This window comes from Hansschlegelia sp. KR7-227 (assembly GCF_049446035.1).
In the GTDB taxonomy this organism is placed as follows: domain Bacteria; phylum Pseudomonadota; class Alphaproteobacteria; order Rhizobiales; family Methylopilaceae; genus Methylopila.
This window is the reverse complement of the sequence record NZ_JBMSEA010000001.1, coordinates 1,565,932-1,584,868: the sequence shown is the minus strand read 5'-3', so window position 1 is coordinate 1,584,868 and position 18,937 is coordinate 1,565,932. Positions and strand designations below refer to the sequence as shown.

The window sequence follows — 18,937 nt, the reverse complement described above, 5'->3', positions numbered from 1 at the left end:
CGATGCTGACGGTTGAGACGATCACCGACGAGCGCAAGCTGGACCTGCTCGCACCCGAATGGGAGCAGCTTGACGCTTCGCTGTCGCCGCGCACGCCCTTCACCTCGCCGCTGTGGACCCGCGCCTGGTGGCGGAACTACCGCCGCGACGGATTCGTCCGCGACGATCTTCGGGTCTACGTGCTGCGCGACGCGAGCCGTCGGCTCGTCGCCGTCGCGCCCATGATGCTGACGCACCGGCCGGCGCGAGGGCCGTTCAGGGCGCGTGAACTGCAGTTCATCGGCGCCGACACCTACGTCACCGAACTCCGCGGCCCGATCTGCCGCCTGGAAGCGATGCCGGAGGTCGTCAAGACCCTCAGCGCGCATCTGGTGGGCGCCGCGCATGAGTGGGACTGGGTGCAGTGGCGCGGCCTGCGCAAGAGCGAGGAGCAGGACGACTGGCCGCGGCGCGCCGTCCCGCTGGAGCAATACGTCGAAACGCCGAACTATTATCTCCCGCTGCCGGAGACGTGGGACGCCTTCAAGGCGGGCCTCCCACGCAACATCAAGGAGTCCCTGCGCAAGTGCTACAATTCGATGGCGCGCGACGGCCACGCCTTCGAGATCCGCGTCGTCGAAGACCCCGCGGAGGCCGGCCGCGCGCTGGAGCGCTTCCTGGAGCTGCACCGCGGCCGGGCGGAAGCTGACGCCGCCGTTCAGCACCTCGACGTCTTCGCGCAGGACAACGGCCGCCGCTTCCTCTTCGACTACGGTCAGGCGATGGCGGAGGCCGGAAACCTCAGGATCTTCCAGATGCTGGTCGCGGGTCAGGTCGTGGCGACGCGGATCGGCTTCGTCCTCGGGGACGAGATCTATCTCTATTATTCCGGCTACGAGCCCGAATGGGGCCGCTACAGCGTCATGACGACGGTGGTGGCGGAAGCGATCCAGTGGGCGATCGGCAAGGGCTTCAGGATCCTCAACCTGTCCACGGGGACGGACGTCTCGAAGACGCGCTGGCGCCCGGAGCGCGTGCTGTATGCGGGCGGCTTCCAGCGCTCGACGGCGTTTTCCAGCCGGCTGGCGTTCTCGCTGGTGGACGCCTCGCGGAGACGGCGCGGCTGACCGCTTGACGCCGGTCGAAGCAAGCCGGCGCGCGCTGCGGCGCGCCGTGAGACGTGGCGCGACCGTCACAGCGGCGATCTTTCTCATGCGTGTGACGATGGGGGAATTGCGTCCTGCGCGCGCCGTCGCCGATTGAGACTGGTCGCTTCAGCCATGGATTCGGAAGGCCCGCCTCGTGTTCAGGAAGCTCGTCCCTGCGGCGCTCATCGCGCTTCCGCTTGCCGCCTGCGCCGCTACGCCTGGCATCCTGTCTCCGGGCGAACCCGCGCATATCAGCAAAGTGCAGGTCTCGCTGGCGCCCAATGTCTCGGCTCCGGGCTTCGCCGAGAGCGTGCAGGCCAAAACCCTTCAGTACGCTGCCCGCTTTCAGCGCGCTGGCGCACCGAAAGAGCTGCGCATCGTCGTCGAGCGGCACACCTATAAAAATCCGGCGCTGGCGCTTCTGGTTGGCGACGCCAACCATGTCGGCGGCCGGGTCGCCGTGATCGACGTCGCGTCCGGGCGAGTTCAGGACGAAGTCGAGGCCGCATGGAGCGACAACCACAGTGGCGGCGTCGTGGGATTGATTGTCTCGGCGGCTCAGGAAAAGCAGCGAGTGGACGACCGGCTGGCCGACGGGCTCGCCAAGATCGCGCTGAGGCTCGCCTTAGGAAGCGCCATCGTGGATCCCGTGCTCTTTCGGGACGATCCGATCATCTATATGCCGCCGGTCAAGCGTGTGCCTCAGAGGCCGGCGGAAGAGTCCATATCTGCGGCGAAGCAAGCTCCGGCGAGGGTTGCGGCGAACCGCTGAGCTGCAAGTGGTCGACGAGGGGGAACGGGCCTCCCGCGCCGCGCACGCCCTTCGTCGGCGTTGCGGCGCCGCATAGGGCGCGATAGGGCTCACGCACACATGCGACGAGACCCGAAGGCGGCGTAGGCGATGAAGGACGTTCTGGCGGAACTCGAGCAGCGGCGCGCGACCGCGCGGCTCGGCGGCGGCGAGAAGCGCATCGCCGCCCAGCACGCGCGGGGCAAGCTCACGGCGCGCGAGCGGCTCGAGATCTTCCTCGATCCCGGCTCTTTCGAAGAATACGACATGTTCGTCGAGCATCGCTCGAACGATTTCGGCATGGAGAAGCAGAAGATCCCCGGCGACGGCGTCGTCACCGGCTGGGGCACGGTCAACGGCCGCAAGGTCTTCGTGTTCGCGAAGGACTTCACGGTGTTCGGCGGCTCGCTGTCGGAGGCGCACGCCCAGAAGATCATCAAGATCCAGGACATGGCGATCCGCAACCGCGCGCCGGTCATTGGGCTGTTCGACGCCGGCGGCGCGCGCATCCAGGAGGGCGTGGCGGCGCTGGGCGGCTATGGCGAGGTGTTCCAGCGCAACGTGCTGGCGTCTGGCGTCATCCCGCAGATCTCGGTGATCATGGGTCCCTGCGCGGGCGGCGACGTCTATTCGCCGGCGATGACAGACTTCATCTTCATGGTGCGCGACCGCTCCTACATGTTCGTCACCGGCCCGGACGTCGTGAAGACCGTCACCAACGAGACGGTGACGGCGGAGGAGCTCGGCGGCGCCAAGGTCCACACCACCAAATCCTCGATCGCCGACGGCGCCTATGACAACGACGTCGACGCCCTGGTCGACATGCGCCGGCTGATGGACTTCCTGCCAGGAAACAACATCGAGGGCGTGCCGGAATGGCCGTCCTTCGACGACGCCGAGCGCGACGATTTCTCGCTCGACACGATCATCCCGGACAACCCGAACAAGCCCTACGACATCAAGGAGCTGATCCTGAAGACGGTCGACGAGGGCGACTTCTTCGAGATCCAGGCGGCCTACGCGCGGAACATCGTCACGGGCTTCGGGCGGATGGAGGGCCGCACCGTCGGCTTCGTCGCGAACCAGCCGATGGTGCTCGCCGGCGTGCTGGATTCGGACGCCAGCCGGAAGGCCGCGCGCTTCGTGCGGTTCTGCGACTGCTTCGAGATCCCGATCGTCACCTTCGTCGACGTGCCGGGATTCCTGCCGGGAACCGCCCAGGAATATGGCGGCCTCATCAAGCATGGCGCGAAGCTGCTGTTCGCCTATGCCGAGGCGACCGTGCCCAAGGTCACCGTCATCACCCGCAAGGCCTTCGGCGGCGCCTATGACGTCATGGCGTCGAAACACCTGCGCGGCGACGTGAACTACGCCTGGCCGACGGCGCAGATCGCGGTGATGGGCGCCAAGGGCGCGGTGGAGATCATCTTCCGCGGCGCGGACGCGGACGGCATCGCGGCGAAGACCAAGGAGTATGAGGACCACTTCATGTCGCCCTTCATCGCGGCCGAGCGCGGCTACATCGACGAGGTCATTCACCCGCGCTCGACCCGCCGCCGCGTCGCGCGCGCGCTCGCCATGCTCAGGGGCAAGCGGCTGGAGAACCCCTGGAAGAAGCACGACAACATTCCGCTCTGACCGCAGGCTTCCGATCGCAGCGGTTTAAGCGCGAGCGGGGCGCGCGGACGCATCGGGCCGCCTTGGCGGGCGCGCGCCGCATCTATGAGCTTTCGGCGCCGCACAATTCCGGCTATTCCCTTCGTCACGGGATCGTCATGACGCGCGGGGATGGGGCCTCACGCGTCGCCGGGATTTGTTGATGCGCATCCTAGTCGTCTCCATCGGGACTTACGGCGACGTCCTGCCCTTCATCGGCCTCGCCGCGGAGCTCACCAAGCGCGGTCACGACGTGACGATGTCGACCGCCGCGACCTTCGAGATCGCCGTTCGTCGCGCCGGCGTCGCCTTCGAGCCGCTGATGTCGGCCGAAGATTATGAGGGTCTGTTCGAGCATCCCGATTTCTGGCGCCCGTTCCGCGGCGGGCGGCGCCTGTTCTCGTCGATCGCGGCGTTCTTCAAACCGACCTACGACTTCATCGCCGAGCGCGACCGCGCGGGCGAAACGCTGGTGCTGGCGTCCAGCCTCGCGCTCGGCGCGCGGGTCGCGGAGGAGGCGCTGGGCGTCCCCACCGTCACCGTGCACCTGACCCCCATCATGTTCGCGAGCCGGTACGAGCCGACCCGCGTGCCCTATATGCGCGTCCCCGCCTGGCTGCCGAAATGGCTCAAGTGGAAGCTGCAGACGGGGCTCTACAGCTCGTTCATCGCCAAGCTTTTGCTGGCCGATCTCAACGCGTTCCGCGCGACGGTCGGCCTGAAGCGGCTGAAGAAGATCCGCAAATGGTGGCACGCCCGCGCGGGCGTGCTGCTGCTTGCGCCGCACTGGTTCGCGCCGGCGCAGCCCGACTGGCCGAAGCGCGTGCGCCAGCTCGGATTCCCCCGCGCCGACCAGTTCGGGGCCCGCTTCGGCCAGCTTGATGAACCTCTGCGCGCCTTCCTCGACGCGGGGGAGCCGCCGATCGCCGTGACCTTCGGCTCCGCCCGTTTCGGCTCGACCAAGCTCTACCGCGCCGCGATCGAGGCCTGCGCCCGCATCGGTAGGCGCTGCCTCGTGCTGTCCCACCAGCCGCTCAATCTGCCGCCGGACCTCGCGAGCATCGCCTTCGCCGCGCAATACGCGCCGCTCGGAGACGTGCTGCCGCGCTGTTCGGCTTTGGTCCATCACGGCGGCGTCGGCACCACCGCGCTCGCCTTCGGCGCCGGCGTTCCGCAACTGATCGTGCCGATGGCGTTCGACCAGTTCGACCACGCCGAGCGCGTCCGGCGGCTCGGCTGCGGCGACACGCTGCCGCGCCGCAGGTTCTCGGCCGATCGCGCGGCCGCGACGCTTGGACGGCTGATCGCCTCCGGTGAGGTCGCGAAACGCTGCGCCGAGGCCGCCGCCGCCTGCAAGGGCGTGGACGCGATCGGCGAGGCCTGCGACCTGCTCGAAGCCGAATTCTGCAACCTTTCGGCGCCGCGCCGGGCCGCCGGGTGCGTCTGACTCCGCGGGACTCTGCGCCCTTCGGAGAGTGGACGGCCGCCCGCGGGCGCCCTTAAACATCCACGCAGCTCAAGCGTCCCCTGCGGGACGGCGTTCCCGTCCGGGGGTCTCCTTCGCCATGTTCAAGAAAATCCTGATCGCCAACCGCGGCGAGATCGCCTGCCGCGTGATCAAGACGGCCCGGCGGATGGGGATCAAGACGGTCGCGGTGTTCTCCGAGGCGGACAAGGACGCGCTGCATGTCGAGATGGCCGACGAGGCGGTGCTGATCGGGCCGCCGCCGGCGGCGCAGTCCTACCTCGTGATCGACAACATCATCAGAGCCGCCAAGGAGACGGGCGCCGAGGCCATCCACCCGGGCTACGGCTTCCTGTCGGAGCGGGCCGCCTTCGCCGAGGCGCTGCAGGCGAACGGCATCGTCTTCATCGGCCCGAACCCCGGCGCGATCGAGGCGATGGGCGACAAGATCGAGTCGAAGAAGGCGGCCGCCAAGGCCAATGTCTCGACGGTCCCGGGCAATCTCGGCGTGATCGAGGACGTCCAGGAGGCGGTCAAGATCGCCGGCGAGATCGGCTACCCCGTGATGATCAAGGCGTCGGCGGGCGGCGGCGGCAAGGGCATGCGCATCGCTTATTCCGAACAGGAGGTGGCGGAAGGCTTCCGGGCGTCGAAGTCCGAAGCGAAGTCGTCCTTCGGCGACGATCGCGTGTTCATCGAGAAGTTCATCGAGAATCCGCGCCACATCGAGATCCAGATCCTCGGGGACAAGCACGGCAACATCATCTATCTCGGCGAGCGCGAATGCTCGATCCAGAGGCGCAACCAGAAGGTCGTCGAGGAGGCGCCGTCGCCGCTGCTCGACGAGGCGACGCGCCGGGCGATGGGCGAGCAGTCGGTCGCGCTGGCGAGAGCGGTGAATTACGATTCCGCCGGCACGGTCGAATTCGTCGCCGGACAGGACAAGTCGTTCTACTTCCTCGAAATGAATACGCGCCTGCAGGTCGAACATCCGGTCACCGAGCTGGTCACCGGCATCGACCTCGTCGAGCAGATGATCCGCGTCGCGGCAGGCGAAGAGCTCAAGATCAGGCAGTCGGACGTCAAGCTCACCGGCTGGGCGGTCGAGAGCCGCATCTACGCCGAGGACCCGTACCGCAATTTCCTGCCCTCCATCGGCCGGCTGACCGCCTATCGCCCGCCCGCCGAAACGGTCGAGGGTGGGATCACGGTGCGCAACGACACCGGCGTCACCGAAGGCGGCGAGATCTCGCTGCATTACGACCCGATGATCGCCAAGCTCGTCACGCACGGCCCGGACCGCCTCGCGGCGATCGAAGCTCAGGGCCAGGCGCTCGACGCGTTCGGGATCGAGGGCATCCAGCACAACATCCCGTTCCTCACCGCCCTGATGGAGCATCCGCGCTGGCGGGAGGGGAACCTCTCGACCGGCTTCATCGCGGAAGAGTTCCCGGACGGCTTCGCCCCGCGCAAGCCGGACGGCGAGATCGAGGAGACGCTGGTCGCGGTCGCCGCCCAGATCGATTCGATGGTCATGGAGCGCCGCCGCATGATCTCGCATCAGCTGCGCAAGGGCGCCGCCACCAAGGAGCGCCTGCGCACCGTTCTGCTGGACGGCGCGCCGACGCGCGTCGAGACCTCGGCGGAGGGCGACGCGGTTCTGGTGAGGGTGCTGGACGAGACGGGCGGCGAGGCCACGTTGCGCCGCGTCATCACGAACTGGCGGCCCGGCCAGCCGGTCTGGACGGGCGAGATCGACGGCCGCCGCGTCTCGGTGCAGGTGCGCAAGCGCGCGGACGCCTACGGCTACGACCTCGCCCATCGCGGCGTCGCGGTCTACGCCCGCGTCCACGGTGCGCGCATCGCCGAGCTCTTCGCGATGATGCCGGAGAAGACGATCGCCGACACGTCGAAGCAGCTGCTCTGCCCGATGCCGGGCCTCGTGGTCTCGATCGCGGTCGAGGAGGGCCAGGAGGTCAAGTCCGGCGAGACGCTGGCGGTGGTCGAGGCGATGAAGATGGAGAACGTGCTGCGCGCCGAACGCGACGGCGTGGTCTCCAAGGTCCACGTCAAGGCCGGCGACAGCCTCGCGGTCGACGCGGTGATCCTCGAGTTCGCCTGAGCGGCTTGCCGGCTTCGCGCCAGCGCCCATCTCCAGCCTCATGGCTGACCGCATCGAACGCATCGCAATCGCCGGCCGCGTGCAGGGCGTGTTTTATCGCAAATGGGCGCAGAGCACCGCGACGTCGCTCGGTCTGCGCGGCTGGGTGCGCAACCTGTCGGACGGCGGCGTCGAGGCGCTCGTCGGCGGCCCGAAAGAGCGGATAGACGCGTTCGCCGAGGCCTGTCGCGCCGGACCGCCGCACGCGGAGGTGACGTCGGTCGAGCGATCGATCGCAGATCCGGCCGATCTGCCGGAAGTCCAAGGCGTGGAGATCGCTGACGACGGGTGAGAGGGGCGACGGCGGCCGGCGCCAAACCCCGGCGGCCGATCAGGCTTGTGCGACGAGACTGGGCTGCGGCGCGTGCGCCGGCGCGGCCCCGAAAATCTCTTCGAAGCTCGCCCTCAGCGCCATGTCGACCTCGTCCATGGTGACGATCCGGCCGAGGTCGACGAGGCTCGTCACGCCGTGATCGCGCACGCCGCAGGGGACGATCCCCGCGTAGTGCGACAGGTCGGGCTCGACGTTGAGACTGACGCCGTGCAGCGTCACCCAGCGCTTCACGCGCACCCCGATAGCCGCGATCTTGTCCTCCGCGCCGCGGCCGCGCTCCGGCCGACGCACCCAGACGCCGACGCGGTCCTCGCGGCGCTCGCCGGCGACGCCGAATCGGTCGAGCGTCGCGATCAGCCAGGCCTCCAGCGCGGCGACATAGGCCCGCAGGTCCGGCTTGCGGCGCTTCAGATCGAGCATGACATAGGCGATGCGCTGGCCAGGCCCGTGATAGGTGTATTGCCCGCCGCGGCCGGTCGCGAACACCGGCAGCCGGGCGGGCTCGACGAGATCGGCGGCGTTCGCGCTGGTGCCCGCCGTGTAGAGCGGCGGATGTTCCAGCAGCCAGACGAGTTCGGGCGCATGACCGTCCGCGATGTCGGCCGCGCGCGCCTCCATCGCGGCCACGGCGGCCTCGTAGCCCACCGGCGCGTCGGACACGCGCCACTCCACCGGGGGATGGCCGGGCGCAAGCGTCAGCAGAGGCTCGATCTGGTCGCGGCGGAGCCCGGGCGGCGGATCAATCATGCCTTAACCATACGCGTGGCAGCGTGAGGGGGACGGCGCGGCTCGGCCGCGCCGGTGGAGACGTGGTTGAAGTGCGCCCGATCGACAAGGTCAACGTCGAGCTTTCCGTGGTCCTCGGCGCCACCGTCATGCCGGTGCACCAGCTGCTGCGCATGGGCCGCGGGGCGGTGATCGAGCTTGGCGCGACCGAGAACGACTTCGTGACGCTGTTCGCCAACGACCATGCCGTCGCGCATGGCGTGGTCGTCGTCAACGGCGACCGCATCGGCGTCGAAATCACGTCCCTTTTGCTTCGATCGCAAGACGCGCGGACCGAAAGGGTGGTCGGCGGCGCCGAAATCGCCGTGGCGGTCTGACGACGGCTCCGGAACGCGCTTGGCATGACGATGTCGATTTGCTATCAGCACGCCGCCGCGGTCGTGGCGGAACTGGTAGACGCGCAGCGTTGAGGTCGCTGTGGGGCAACCCGTGGAAGTTCGAGTCTTCTCGACCGCACCAGCGCTCATTCGCTGAGCGATCGCAGGAATTTGGCGTTTGATCTCGCGTCACCCCGTGACGTAGGACCGACCCGGTCTCCTGGACCTCCGATCGACGAAACGGCCCGCCTCGTGCGGGCCGTTTTCGTTTCGCTCGACCGGTTCGGGGCGGTCGGCGGCTCCGCCAAGCCGCAAAGGCGCCTTCATTTCTCAGTCTCCGCGCTGACGTCCAACCCGCGGGCGCTGCAGCGTCGGGTGCGAAGGCCGTTCGCTTTCACCGCCGGCCGCTGCGAATCGTTCCCTACGGACCGACCGTCGACGGAACGACTCCGCGCGCGCGCAGGTTTAGAGTTCGGATGAGCGCAGGCGATGTTTGGAACGTGGATCAATCAAGCTTTCCCCCTGTGGTGGCGGTTCCTGCACGCGATGAAGAGGAACGGCTGCCATATCTTATCGCGGCGCTTGGGGCTCAGCGGCCGGACGGCATGTTCCGTCAACCCCTGCCAGTCGTCCTCCTTCTGAGCAACTGCCGCGATCGATCCCGTGAGGTGGCGCGCAACGCGGCGGCGCGCTTTCCGTCGATCGCCCTAACGCTGCTCGAGATCGAACTGGCGCCCGAAGCGGCTCATGCTGGCGGCGCGCGCAGCTTGGCGATGAATGCCGCGTCCTACCTCGCGCCGACGGGCGGCGTGATTCTCACCACGGACGCCGACGCCATTCCCAGTCCGAGCTGGATCGCCGAGAACCTGCGCGCCGTGGCCGCGGGCGCCGATCTCGTCGGCGGCAGGCTGATCGGCGACCCCGCCGAGGAGGCCGAACTAGACCCCGGCGTGATACGCCGGGCCCGAGCCGTATGCCGCTACCATGATCTCTGCGACGAACTCGCCGCCCTCATCGACCCGCTTCCATACGACCCCTGGCCGCGTCATCACGACCATACCGGCGGCAGCCTCGCGGTCAGGGCGGACGTGTATCGCGCTCTCGGCGGCATGGAGCCCGTGCCTTTCCGCGAGGATCTGCGTTTCGTCGCCAAGGCGCGGGCGGCCGGCTATCGGCTGCGCCACCCGACTGCGGTGGAGATCGTGGTCTCGGCCCGCCTCGACGGCCGCGCCAGCGGCGGCATGGCCGATTGCCTCAAGCGCTGGCGGAGCGACGAGGCCGAAGCGCGGCCCTTGCTCGTCGAGGCGCCCGAGTCGGTCGAGGCGAGACTGTGGCTCCGCCACGCGATCCGCGGGTTCCGCGCATCGCCCGGCGAGGAGGAGATCCGGCCACGGGGCGCGCCGCCGCCATGGCAGGAAGCGACCTCGATGAGGTGGTCCCCGACGGCGTTGATCGAGCGGTACGCGGCCGACGATCCCGACGCTCCGGGGATCGTGCCGGCGTCGGTCGCCATCGAGATAGTCTCGAGGAGGATCGAGGAATTGAAGGCCGATGCCAATGCTGCGTGACGCTCCGGACGAGGACAAGCTCTCGGTCCTGACGGCCGCGGTGGCGGCCGACGCCGCTTCGCGCGACGAGGACGGCGCGTTTCCGAGGCGGGCCTTCGACGAGCTCACGGCATGCGGGGTGGTCGCGGAGCCGCCGCTTGCGGCCCGCGAGACGCGCATCCTGCTGCAGTTGCTCGCCGCCGTCGGCCGGGGCGACCTGAACGTCGGTCGCATCTTCGAGGGGCATGTCAACGCGCTGCTCTTGATCGAGCTGTACGGCGACGACGCGCAGCGCGCGGCCTATCGCCGGGCGGCCGAGGACGGGGCCCTGTTCGGGGTCTGGAACACCGACGCGCCGGGCGATCCGCTCCGGATCGAGGATGGTCGGCTCCAAGGCAAGAAGAACTTCGCCTCGGGCGTCGACGGATTGTCCTACGCCATCGTCACCGTGGCGGAGCAGGGGCGCCGCCAGATGATCGTGGCGCCGACCGCCGGTCTGCGGGTCGACCGCTCCTGGTGGCGGCCTCTCGGGATGCGCGCGTCGGGCAGCCATATCGCCGACTTCACGGGACTGGCGATCCAGCCGGACTGGGCGCTCGGCAAAGGCGACGATTATCTCGCCCCACCCTGGTTCTCGGCTGGGGCCGCGCGGTTCCTGGCCGTTCAGGTCGGCGGCGCGCACGCCGTGATGGACGCCGCCGTCGAGCATCTCCGGAGGACGAAGCGGGCCGCCGATCCGCATCAGGCGGCGCGGCTCGCGCGTATGGGGACGGCGGTGGAGACCGGCTATCTCTGGCTGGGGCGCATGGCGGACGCCTGGGCGACCGCCCGCGCGCCGGACGACGACGCGGCGCTGCGCGCGACCGTCGACGGCGGGCGCGTGGCCGTGGAGCGCGCCGCGCTTGACGTGCTGGAAGAGGCGGAGCGCGCGGTGGGCGCGGCGGGGTTCATCGCGCCGCATCGGCTCGAACGGCTGCTGCGCGACCTGCGCACCTATCTCAGGCAGCCGAACCCGGACGGAGCCGCCGGCGGGTTCGGAGCCGCGATCGCCAGCGGCGAGTGGGAGCCCGGTCTCGCCTTGCGACGCCGCTCTCGATGATCGCGGCGGCCGAGGCCGCGCGAGGGGTGTCGGCCGCGCTCGTCGTCGCGCCGCATCCCGACGACGAGTCGCTCGGCTGCGGCGGTCTGATGGCCGCGCTCGTGCGCCGGGGCGCCCGAGTGCACGTCGTCTTCGTGACCGACGGCGGCGCCTCGCACCCGAACTCGCGGAGCTGGCCGCGCGAGAGGCTCGCTTCGCACCGCGCGGAGGAGGCGAGGGAAGCGCTGCGCAGGCTGGGGGCCGATCCGGCGCAGTCGAGCTTTCTCGGCCTGCCGGACGCCGGCATGCCAAAGGCCGGAACGCCGGAGCGCGAGGCGGCCCTGACGGCGCTGACGGCCATCGTCGAATGGCTGCGGCCGGATCTCGTGCTGACGCCCTGGCGGCGCGATCCCCATCGTGACCATCGCGATTCCTGGGCGCTCGCCCGCGACGCGCTGCAGGCTGCCGGCCAGGAGCCGAAAATCTTGGAATACGCAGTCTGGCTGGACGAGATCGGGGCTCCCGAAGACCGGCCGCGCACCGGGGAGGCCGAGCGCGTGGAGATCGACGTCTCCGAGACGCGGGCGGCGAAGCGGGCAGCCGTGGAGGCCCACCGCACGCAGATCGAAGGCGTGATCCGCGACGACCCCGACGCCTTCCAGCTCAGCCCTCATACGATCGAGCGTCTGACGGGCGCCTGCGAGGTCTACTGGCGGCCTTGCGCCGCGACCTGATCAACCCCGACGGTTTCGAGGCGAAGATCCGGTCCGACGGGGATCCCTGGGACCCACGTGGCCGTGCCGGCCGTTCGCCGTCCCGATCCTTCCCCGCATGGTTGCCGCGCCGCACCTAAAGACCTACACCCCGCCCACGACGTTCTTCCTCGAACATGCCTGAGCCGCCGAGGGCGCGATGACCGCTGACGCCGACACGCGCCATACGAAGCCCGAGGCGGACGCCGGCATCCGCGACGAGGACGGACGCCTGCTCGCGAGTTTCGTGGAGGGGGTGGCCGAGGCGATCGGCGCGAACGACACCGCGCGGGTGCGCGAGCTCGCCGGCGACCTCCACGAATCCGACGTCGGCGACCTGATCGAGACCCTTCAGGCCGACGATCGGCCGAAGCTCATCGAGCTGCTCGGCGTCCATTTCGACTTCACGGCGCTGACCGAGGTCGATCAGACCGTCCGCACGCAGCTTCTCGAGGAGCTGCCCCCGGAGACCGTGGCCGAAGGCGTCCGGGACATCGATTCCGACGACGCCGTCTACATCCTCGAGGACCTGGACGAAGCCGACCGCGCCGCGATCCTGGCGCAGCTGCCGGCGCTCGACCGCGTCGCCCTGACGCGCAGCCTCGACTATCCGGAAGAGTCGGCCGGCCGCCGCATGCAGACGGAGTTCGTCGCGGCGCCGCCGTTCTGGACCGTCGGACATACGATCGACTACCTCGCCGACGCTGAAGGCCTGCCCGAGACCTTTTACGAGATCTTCGTCGTCGATCCCGCCCACAAGCTGCTGGGCTCGGTGCCGCTTGACCGGCTGCTACGGACCCGGCGCAGCACGCAGATCTCGGACATCCTCGAGGAGGATCCGCGCACCATCCGCGCGACCGACGACCAGGAGGACGCCGCACGCGTCTTCGAACGCTACAATCTCGTCTCCGCCGCCGTCGTCGACGACGGCGGCCGGCTGGTCGGCGTCCTCATGGTCGACGACATCGTCGACGTCATCGAGGAGGAGGCCGACGAGGACCTGCGCGCCCTCGGCGGCGTCACCGGCGACGAGGAAATCTCCGACACCGTCTTCTACACCGCCAAGAGCCGCATCCCCTGGCTGCTCATCAATCTGTGCACCGCCGTGTTTTCGGCGAGCGTGATCGGGCTGTTCGAGGCGACCATCGAGCAGATGGTGGCGCTCGCCGTGCTGATGCCGATCGTGGCCTCCATGGGCGGCAACGCCGGCACGCAGACCATGACGGTCGCCGTGCGCGCGCTCGCGACGCGCGACATCGGCGGCCACAACGCCCGCCGTCTGGTCGGCCGCGAGACCCTGGTCGGCCTCGCCAACGGCGTCATCCTCGCGGCCTTGATCGGATGCGCCGCCAGCGCGTGGTTCGGCAACCTGCAGCTCGGAGCGATCATCGCGACCGCCATGGTCGTCAACCTGGTCTGCGCCGGCCTGTTCGGCATCCTGATCCCGCTCGGCCTCGATCGGCTGAAGGCCGACCCTGCGGTCGCCTCGGGCGTGTTCCTCACGACCGTCACCGACACCGTCGGCTTCTTCAGCTTTCTCGGGCTTGCGACCTGGTGGTTCGGCCTCGGACTGGGCGCGTGAGCGCGGCTCGGTAGGACATGGTGAGCGGATCGTTAACGATTTGGCCACGTTTCTCGCTTTAACGTGCCGGCGTCATCACCGTCATCTCGAAGAGGAGCAGCGCCATGATCGAACCGATGGTCGCGCGCCTTGTCGGCTGCGTCGTCTTCGCCGGGCTACTCGGGACCCTCGTCGTCGCCATCGACGAACCCCGGCAGCGCCAGCGTTCGGACGTCGTGGCCGCGGTCGAAATGCAGCATCGCGTGCAGGACTCTATCACGCGTCCGTGAAGGGCGCGTCGTCGCCTCTCGGCTTAGAGTGCGCGCGTTGAGGAGACATCGGGGCTGATGGGTCGAACCGGGGGATGCGCCGCGCGCCTGCGCGCCTGCTGCGCCGCTGTCGCGCTGCTCGGCGGGTTCGCCCTGTCGGCATGCTCGTCGGTGGCGGGCGACGTGGACGTGGAGCGAACCGCGCTCAGGACCACGATCGACACCCAGGTGGGCACGGTGTCGCCCCTGTTCGGCGGCGTCACCACGCCGGACGATCACGCCATCAAGGGCGTCGACGTCTCAAAGTTCCAGGGAACGGTCGACTGGGCCTCCGTGCGCGCGGCCGGCACGTCGTTCGCGTATATCAAGGCGACCGAGGGCGGCGACCGCGTCGACGACCGCTTCGCCGAGAACTGGGCGGCCGCCAAGGCGGCGGGCGTCCCGCGCGGCGCGTACCACTTCTACTATTTCTGCCGCACCGGGGCGGAGCAGGCCGCCTGGTTCATCCGGAACGTGCCGGTCGATCCGCAGGCGCTCCCCGTCGTGCTCGACATGGAGTGGAATCACCTGTCGCCGAGCTGCAAGCGGCGTCCGCCGGCGGACGAGGTCCATCGCGAGATGTCGGTCTTCCTGCGGATGATCGAGAAGCACTACGGCAAGCGTCCGGCGATCTACTCCAGCGTCGACTTCCACCGCGACCGACTGGTCGGGGCCTTCCCGGGCTACCACTTCTGGCTCCGGAGCGTCGCCGGTCATCCCAGTCTGAAGTACGACGCTTCCCGCTCGTTCTCGATCTGGCAACACACGGCGACAGGTCGGGTCGCGGGCGTGACCGGCAACGTCGACCAGAACGTGTTCGTCGGCGACGTCGCCAGCTGGCGCCGGTTCGCCTCCACCGGCCGCTGATCATTCATCCACGCGCCGACACCCGGCCGCCCTCGCGGGCGTAGCGCGCCGTCTCGTCGGATGCCTGCCTCAGTCCCGAGGCGCGACGGACGCCGGTCGATCGCCCGGCTCGACCTTCCGAAGCGCCGGCAGCCGGCGCAGCGCGGCGGTGACGTAGCCGGTGCGGGCGATCGCGGGGCGCTCGACGTAGCGCCAGGACAGACCGCCAGCGACGATCGACAGCGCGAAGGCGACGCCGAACACGGCCCAGGCCGACCAGCCGGGGAAGGCGTGCGCCAGCACCTGCTCGATGAGGAAGCCGGAGACATAGAAGCCATAGGACCAGACGCCGAGCCGCGCCAAGGCGTGCGCGATCGGCCCGCCCTTGAAGCCGATCCACAGCATGCCGTAGGCGATCAGCGCCATGCCGGCGAGCGCGGCGAGAGGGGAATAGGCCAGAGGCGCCGTGATGAGAAGGACGGCGAGCATCAGCCTGCCGGAGACCGGGACGCGGTCCGCGAAGGTCGCGAGCGCGACGCCGATGCCGAAAGCGGTGCAGAAGCGGACGAGATGGTGCGGCGTGCCCAAGCGCAGATGAGCCTCGCCATGCCAGAACCAGACGAGCGCGACGGCCAGGGTCGCGACCAAGCCGGCGAACACCAGCCAACGCAGGCGCATCAGCCCAAGCGCCCAGATGGCTGCGAGCGCGATGGCGAACACCAGCTCATAGTGGATGGTCCAGAGCGGGATGTAGAGCGTGCCGGGCTCTCCGCCGGTTCCGAACACGCCCGGCAACGGCGCGTTGATGTCGAGGAGGCTCGTCACCCCCGCGATGAAGGCGAAGGGCGCGCCGCCCGCGAAATAGTCGGCGAGGCTGAGCCGCGTCGCCAAAGGCCCGACGATCAGGGCCGCGACCGTCGCGGAAACGAAAATGCCCGGGAGATACCGCATCAGCCGCGCCACGACGAAGCGCAGCGCGTCCGGCCGCTCCATCAAGCTGCGCGTCAGCAGCATCCCGGACAGGATGAAGAAGGCGTGAACGCCGTGGAAGTCGAGCGAGAAGGCGAAGACGTGGAAGAAGTCTTCCGTCTTCACGCCGGGGGTCGTGACCACCCAGGCGTGCGCGTGCAGCACGGCCGTCGCCGCGAGGATCCGGACCGCAGCGAGATCGTTGTCCTTGCGCGCAAGGCATTCGGCGAGCGTCAGGGACACGGCCTCTTTCCGGCTGGCCGCGCCCGGGCGGCGCGGCAGAAGCTTATAACCCGCCAACGATGAAAAAAGAGTCGCGGGTCCTGTCCAGGCGCCGCGCTGATCGAGGTTGCGAACGGATGTTCTTTGTCGTGTCCAAGATTCTCGGCTTTTTGGCCGCTCCGTCGAACGCTCTTGTTCTGCTCGGACTGGCCGGTCTCGTCGCGGCGCTGTTCGGCTACCGCGGCCCGGCGGTCTGCGCGATGGCCGTGTCGGTCGCCCTGATCGCGACGGCCGGCCTGTCGCCGCTCGGAAACCTCCTCTTGATCCCCCTGGAGGAGCGCTTCCCGCGCGCGGCGCAGGATCCGCCGCCGACCGGCCTGGTCGTGCTCGGGGGATCCTTCGACACCGTGGTGGCCGGCTCTCGCAACGCCGTCGCGCTGACGGAGGCGGCTGAGCGGCTGACCGAGATCGCCGAGCTCGCCCGACGCTGGCCGCAAGCCCGCATCGTCTTCACGGGAGGCTCCAACGGCCTGATCTTCGGCGGCGCCACCGAGGCCGAGCTCGCCGCGCGCATGCTGGCGAGTTTCGGGGTCGCGCGGGAGAGGATCGAGCTCGAGGACAAGGCGCGGAACACGGTGGAGAACGCTCGGTTCGCGCGCGCTCTCGCCAATCCCGCGGCTGGCGAGCGCTGGCTGCTCGTCACGTCCGCGTATCATATGCCTCGCGCGGTCGGTGTCTTCCGCGCCGCGGATTTCCCCGTGGAAGCTTGGCCGGTTGACTACCGCACCCGCGGCTGGGAGGACGTGTGGCGGCCGTTCTCCACCGTCAGCGCCGGCCTCCGGCGCACCGACGTCGCGGCGCGCGAATGGGTCGGACTTGTGAGCTACTGGATGCTGGGATATGTGACCGCCCCGTTGCCCCGCCCCTGATCCGGGACAGATACTGCGTTGCGCTGCGCCAAAGCGGCGCTACGGTTTGACGGCGACACCACCCCTCAGGCAAGCTGGGCCTTCAGAACTTCATGACGAGTGGTTTGAACGACGGCGTCGCCGCGCCATCGCCGTCCGCCGCACCGGCGGACGGCGGGCTCCCGGCGGGCGCGACCGGCACGCACGGCGCCACTCTCGCCCAGGCAACCGAGGTCACCGGCAAGCGGCACGGCTTCTGGACGGCGACCATCGGAAGCGTCGGCGTCGTCTACGGCGACATCGGCACCAGCCCGCTTTACGCGATGCGCGAGTCGCTGCTCCATCTCGGCCACCGGCCGAGCATGGAGGAGGTCATCGGCATCACCTCGCTGCTGATCTGGGCGCTGATCGTCGTCGTCACCTACAAATACGTCTTCATCCTGCTGCGTGCGGACAACCATGGGGAGGGCGGCACGCTGTCACTCATGGCCCTCGCGCAGGAGGCGATGGGACGGGTCAGCACCCCGCTGCTCGCGCTTGGCGTCGTGGGCGCCGCGCTGTTCTACGGCGACGCGATCATCACGCCTGCGGTGTCCGTGCTTTCGGCGGCCGAGGGCCTCAAGGTCGCGAGCCCGATCCTCGAGCCGTATGTGCTGCCGATGACGCTGGTCATCATCTTCGGCCTCTACGCCGTGCAGTCCTTCGGCACCGGCAAGGTCGCGGCGCTGTTCGGCCCCCTGATGGTGGTCTGGTTCCTGACGCTCGCTTTGCTCGGCGCGAGCCACGTCATGGATGCGCCGGGCGTGATCGCGGCGCTGAACCCCTATCATGCGGTGCTTTTTCTCATCGAGCACAAGTTCGTCGGCTTCGTCGTGCTCGGGGCGACCTTCCTTGCGGTGACCGGCGCGGAGGCGCTCTACGCCGACATGGGCCATTTCGGCCCCGGCCCGATCCGCACCGCCTGGCTCGGCCTCGTCCTGCCCGCGCTCGCGATCAACTATCTCGGTCAGGCGGCGCTGGCGATCTCACATCCGGATGCGATCGAGAACCTGTTCTTCCTGATGGCGCCGGAATGGGCGCGGCTGCCCTTCGTTCTGCTCGCCTGCGCCGCCACCATCGTCGCAAGCCAGGCGGTCATATCCGGGGCCTATTCCCTGACCCGGCAGGCGATGCAGCTCGGCCTGCTGCCGCATCTCGAGGTGCAGCACACCTCGGAGACCCAGCACGGCCAGATCTACATGCCGAAGGTGAACTGGCTGATGCTGGCCGGCGTCCTGGTGCTGGTCCTGGTGTTCCAGACGTCGAGCCGGCTGGCCGCTGCCTACGGCATCGCGGTCACCGGCACGATGATCATGACGAGCGTGCTCGCCACCGTCGTGATCGCGAAGTCCTGGAAGCTGGGCTGGCCGCTCGCGCTCGCGATGATGGTGCCGATCCTCGTCGTCGACTTCACCTTTCTCAGCGCGAACCTCCTCAAGCTGAAGGACGGCGGCTACATCCCGCTGCTGCTGGGCGGCGCCATGGTCGTGCTGATGTGGACCTGGATCCGCGGCGTGCGCTTCGTGGAGGGCCGCATCCGGCGCGAAAGCATTCCGCTCGGCGAATTCGCGAAGTCGATGTCCACGAGTTCGGCTACGCGGGTGAAGGGCACGGCGATGTATCTGACGTCGTCGCCTGAGATCACGCCGCCGGCGCTGCTGCACAATCTGAAGCACAACAAGGTGCTGCACGAGCGCAACGTCATCCTCACGGTGCACACGTTGAACCAGCCGACCGTGGCCGAACCGGAGCGGGTGGCGTTCAAGAAGGTCTCCGAGGACTTCGCGACGCTCGAGGTGCGCTACGGCTTCATGGAGGACCCGAACCTGCCGCGCGCGCTCGCCCAGGCGCGCGAGCAGGGCTTGCCGTTCGACATGATGAAGACGTCGTTTTTCGTCGGCCGCCGCTCCTTCCGGGCGTCGGCGAGCGTCGGCATGCCGCTGTGGCAGGACCATCTGTTCATCGGGCTCGTGCGCCAGTCCTACGACGCGACGGAGTATTTTCGGATCCCCGCCGGGCGCGTGGTCGAGCTCGGCAACCAGATGGTGGTGTGACGCGCTGGCGTGCGGGC

17 protein-coding genes and 1 tRNA gene are annotated in these 18,937 nt (G+C 69.0%); 16 read left to right on the top strand and 2 right to left on the bottom strand.

The annotated features are described in order from the left end of the window. The first annotated feature begins 2 nt into the window (after positions 1-2). From ACO2RJ_RS07355 to ACO2RJ_RS07330, 6 genes are all read left to right on the top strand, one after another. Positions 3-1,106: a GNAT family N-acetyltransferase gene (locus tag ACO2RJ_RS07355; RefSeq protein ID WP_423267338.1), complete on the top strand. Its 1,104-nt coding sequence runs from the start codon at positions 3-5 to the stop codon at positions 1,104-1,106. 175 nt (positions 1,107-1,281) lie between these two features. Next, complete coding sequence (locus ACO2RJ_RS07350; RefSeq protein ID WP_423267337.1) at positions 1,282-1,899, top strand: hypothetical protein; 618 nt, start codon at positions 1,282-1,284, stop codon at positions 1,897-1,899. A 129-nt stretch (positions 1,900-2,028) separates the two neighbouring features. Further along, positions 2,029-3,555: an acyl-CoA carboxylase subunit beta gene (locus ACO2RJ_RS07345; protein ID WP_423267336.1), complete on the top strand. Its 1,527-nt coding sequence runs from the start codon at positions 2,029-2,031 to the stop codon at positions 3,553-3,555. 181 nt (positions 3,556-3,736) lie between these two features. Then, positions 3,737-5,020 (top strand): glycosyltransferase, encoded by a 1,284-nt coding sequence (locus ACO2RJ_RS07340; RefSeq protein ID WP_423267335.1) that lies wholly within the window; start codon positions 3,737-3,739, stop codon positions 5,018-5,020. A 118-nt stretch (positions 5,021-5,138) separates the two neighbouring features. Continuing rightward, a complete protein-coding gene (locus ACO2RJ_RS07335) occupies positions 5,139-7,160 on the top strand; it encodes an acetyl-CoA carboxylase biotin carboxylase subunit (RefSeq protein WP_423267334.1) in 2,022 nt (673 codons plus the stop codon). Positions 7,161-7,200: 40 nt separating this feature from the next. Continuing rightward, positions 7,201-7,491, top strand: coding sequence for an acylphosphatase (locus ACO2RJ_RS07330; protein ID WP_423267333.1), 291 nt, complete (start codon positions 7,201-7,203; stop codon positions 7,489-7,491). A gap of 39 nt (positions 7,492-7,530) precedes the next feature. Here the strand turns inward: ACO2RJ_RS07330 and lipB are convergent, their stop codons facing one another. Further along, positions 7,531-8,280 (bottom strand): lipoyl(octanoyl) transferase LipB, encoded by a 750-nt coding sequence (gene lipB, locus ACO2RJ_RS07325; RefSeq protein ID WP_423267332.1) that lies wholly within the window; start codon positions 8,278-8,280, stop codon positions 7,531-7,533. A 71-nt stretch (positions 8,281-8,351) separates the two neighbouring features. Here lipB and ACO2RJ_RS07320 point away from each other — a divergent pair, with 71 nt between their 5' ends. The 8 genes from ACO2RJ_RS07320 (at position 8,352) to ACO2RJ_RS07285 (ending at position 14,749) form a co-directional block, all read left to right on the top strand. Then, entirely contained in the window at positions 8,352-8,636 is a 285-nt protein-coding gene (locus ACO2RJ_RS07320; RefSeq protein WP_423267331.1) for a FliM/FliN family flagellar motor switch protein, read from the top strand. Positions 8,637-8,693: 57 nt separating this feature from the next. After that, positions 8,694-8,778 (top strand) — tRNA-Leu (locus tag ACO2RJ_RS07315). A gap of 334 nt (positions 8,779-9,112) precedes the next feature. Continuing rightward, entirely contained in the window at positions 9,113-10,204 is a 1,092-nt protein-coding gene (locus tag ACO2RJ_RS07310) for a glycosyltransferase (protein WP_423267330.1), read from the top strand. Next, the gene (locus tag ACO2RJ_RS07305) at positions 10,194-11,282 is read left to right on the top strand and encodes an acyl-CoA dehydrogenase family protein (RefSeq protein WP_423267329.1); all 1,089 of its coding nucleotides are present in this window, start codon (positions 10,194-10,196) and stop codon (positions 11,280-11,282) included. The genes ACO2RJ_RS07310 and ACO2RJ_RS07305 overlap by 11 nt, the downstream gene beginning before the upstream one ends. Further along, entirely contained in the window at positions 11,279-11,995 is a 717-nt protein-coding gene (locus ACO2RJ_RS07300) for a PIG-L deacetylase family protein (protein WP_423267328.1), read from the top strand. Before ACO2RJ_RS07305 ends, ACO2RJ_RS07300 begins: the two co-directional genes overlap by 4 nt. Positions 11,996-12,173: 178 nt before the next feature. After that, positions 12,174-13,595: a magnesium transporter gene (mgtE, locus tag ACO2RJ_RS07295; protein WP_423267326.1), complete on the top strand. Its 1,422-nt coding sequence runs from the start codon at positions 12,174-12,176 to the stop codon at positions 13,593-13,595. A 104-nt stretch (positions 13,596-13,699) separates the two neighbouring features. Continuing rightward, complete coding sequence (locus tag ACO2RJ_RS07290) at positions 13,700-13,864, top strand: hypothetical protein (RefSeq protein WP_423267325.1); 165 nt, start codon at positions 13,700-13,702, stop codon at positions 13,862-13,864. Between the two features lie 57 nt (positions 13,865-13,921). Next, positions 13,922-14,749, top strand: coding sequence for a GH25 family lysozyme (locus tag ACO2RJ_RS07285; protein ID WP_423267324.1), 828 nt, complete (start codon positions 13,922-13,924; stop codon positions 14,747-14,749). A 69-nt stretch (positions 14,750-14,818) separates the two neighbouring features. Here the strand turns inward: ACO2RJ_RS07285 and ACO2RJ_RS07280 are convergent, their stop codons facing one another. Further along, entirely contained in the window at positions 14,819-15,940 is a 1,122-nt protein-coding gene (locus ACO2RJ_RS07280; RefSeq protein WP_423267323.1) for an acyltransferase family protein, read from the bottom strand. A gap of 128 nt (positions 15,941-16,068) precedes the next feature. On the opposite strand from ACO2RJ_RS07280, the gene ACO2RJ_RS07275 reads away from it, so the two are divergent. Beyond that, complete coding sequence (locus ACO2RJ_RS07275; RefSeq protein ID WP_423267321.1) at positions 16,069-16,848, top strand: YdcF family protein; 780 nt, start codon at positions 16,069-16,071, stop codon at positions 16,846-16,848. A gap of 92 nt (positions 16,849-16,940) precedes the next feature. Then, positions 16,941-18,920 carry a potassium transporter Kup gene (locus tag ACO2RJ_RS07270; RefSeq protein ID WP_423267320.1) on the top strand — a complete coding sequence of 660 codons (1,980 nt, stop codon included), beginning with the start codon at positions 16,941-16,943 and terminating at the stop codon, positions 18,918-18,920. Positions 18,921-18,937 lie beyond the last annotated feature (17 nt).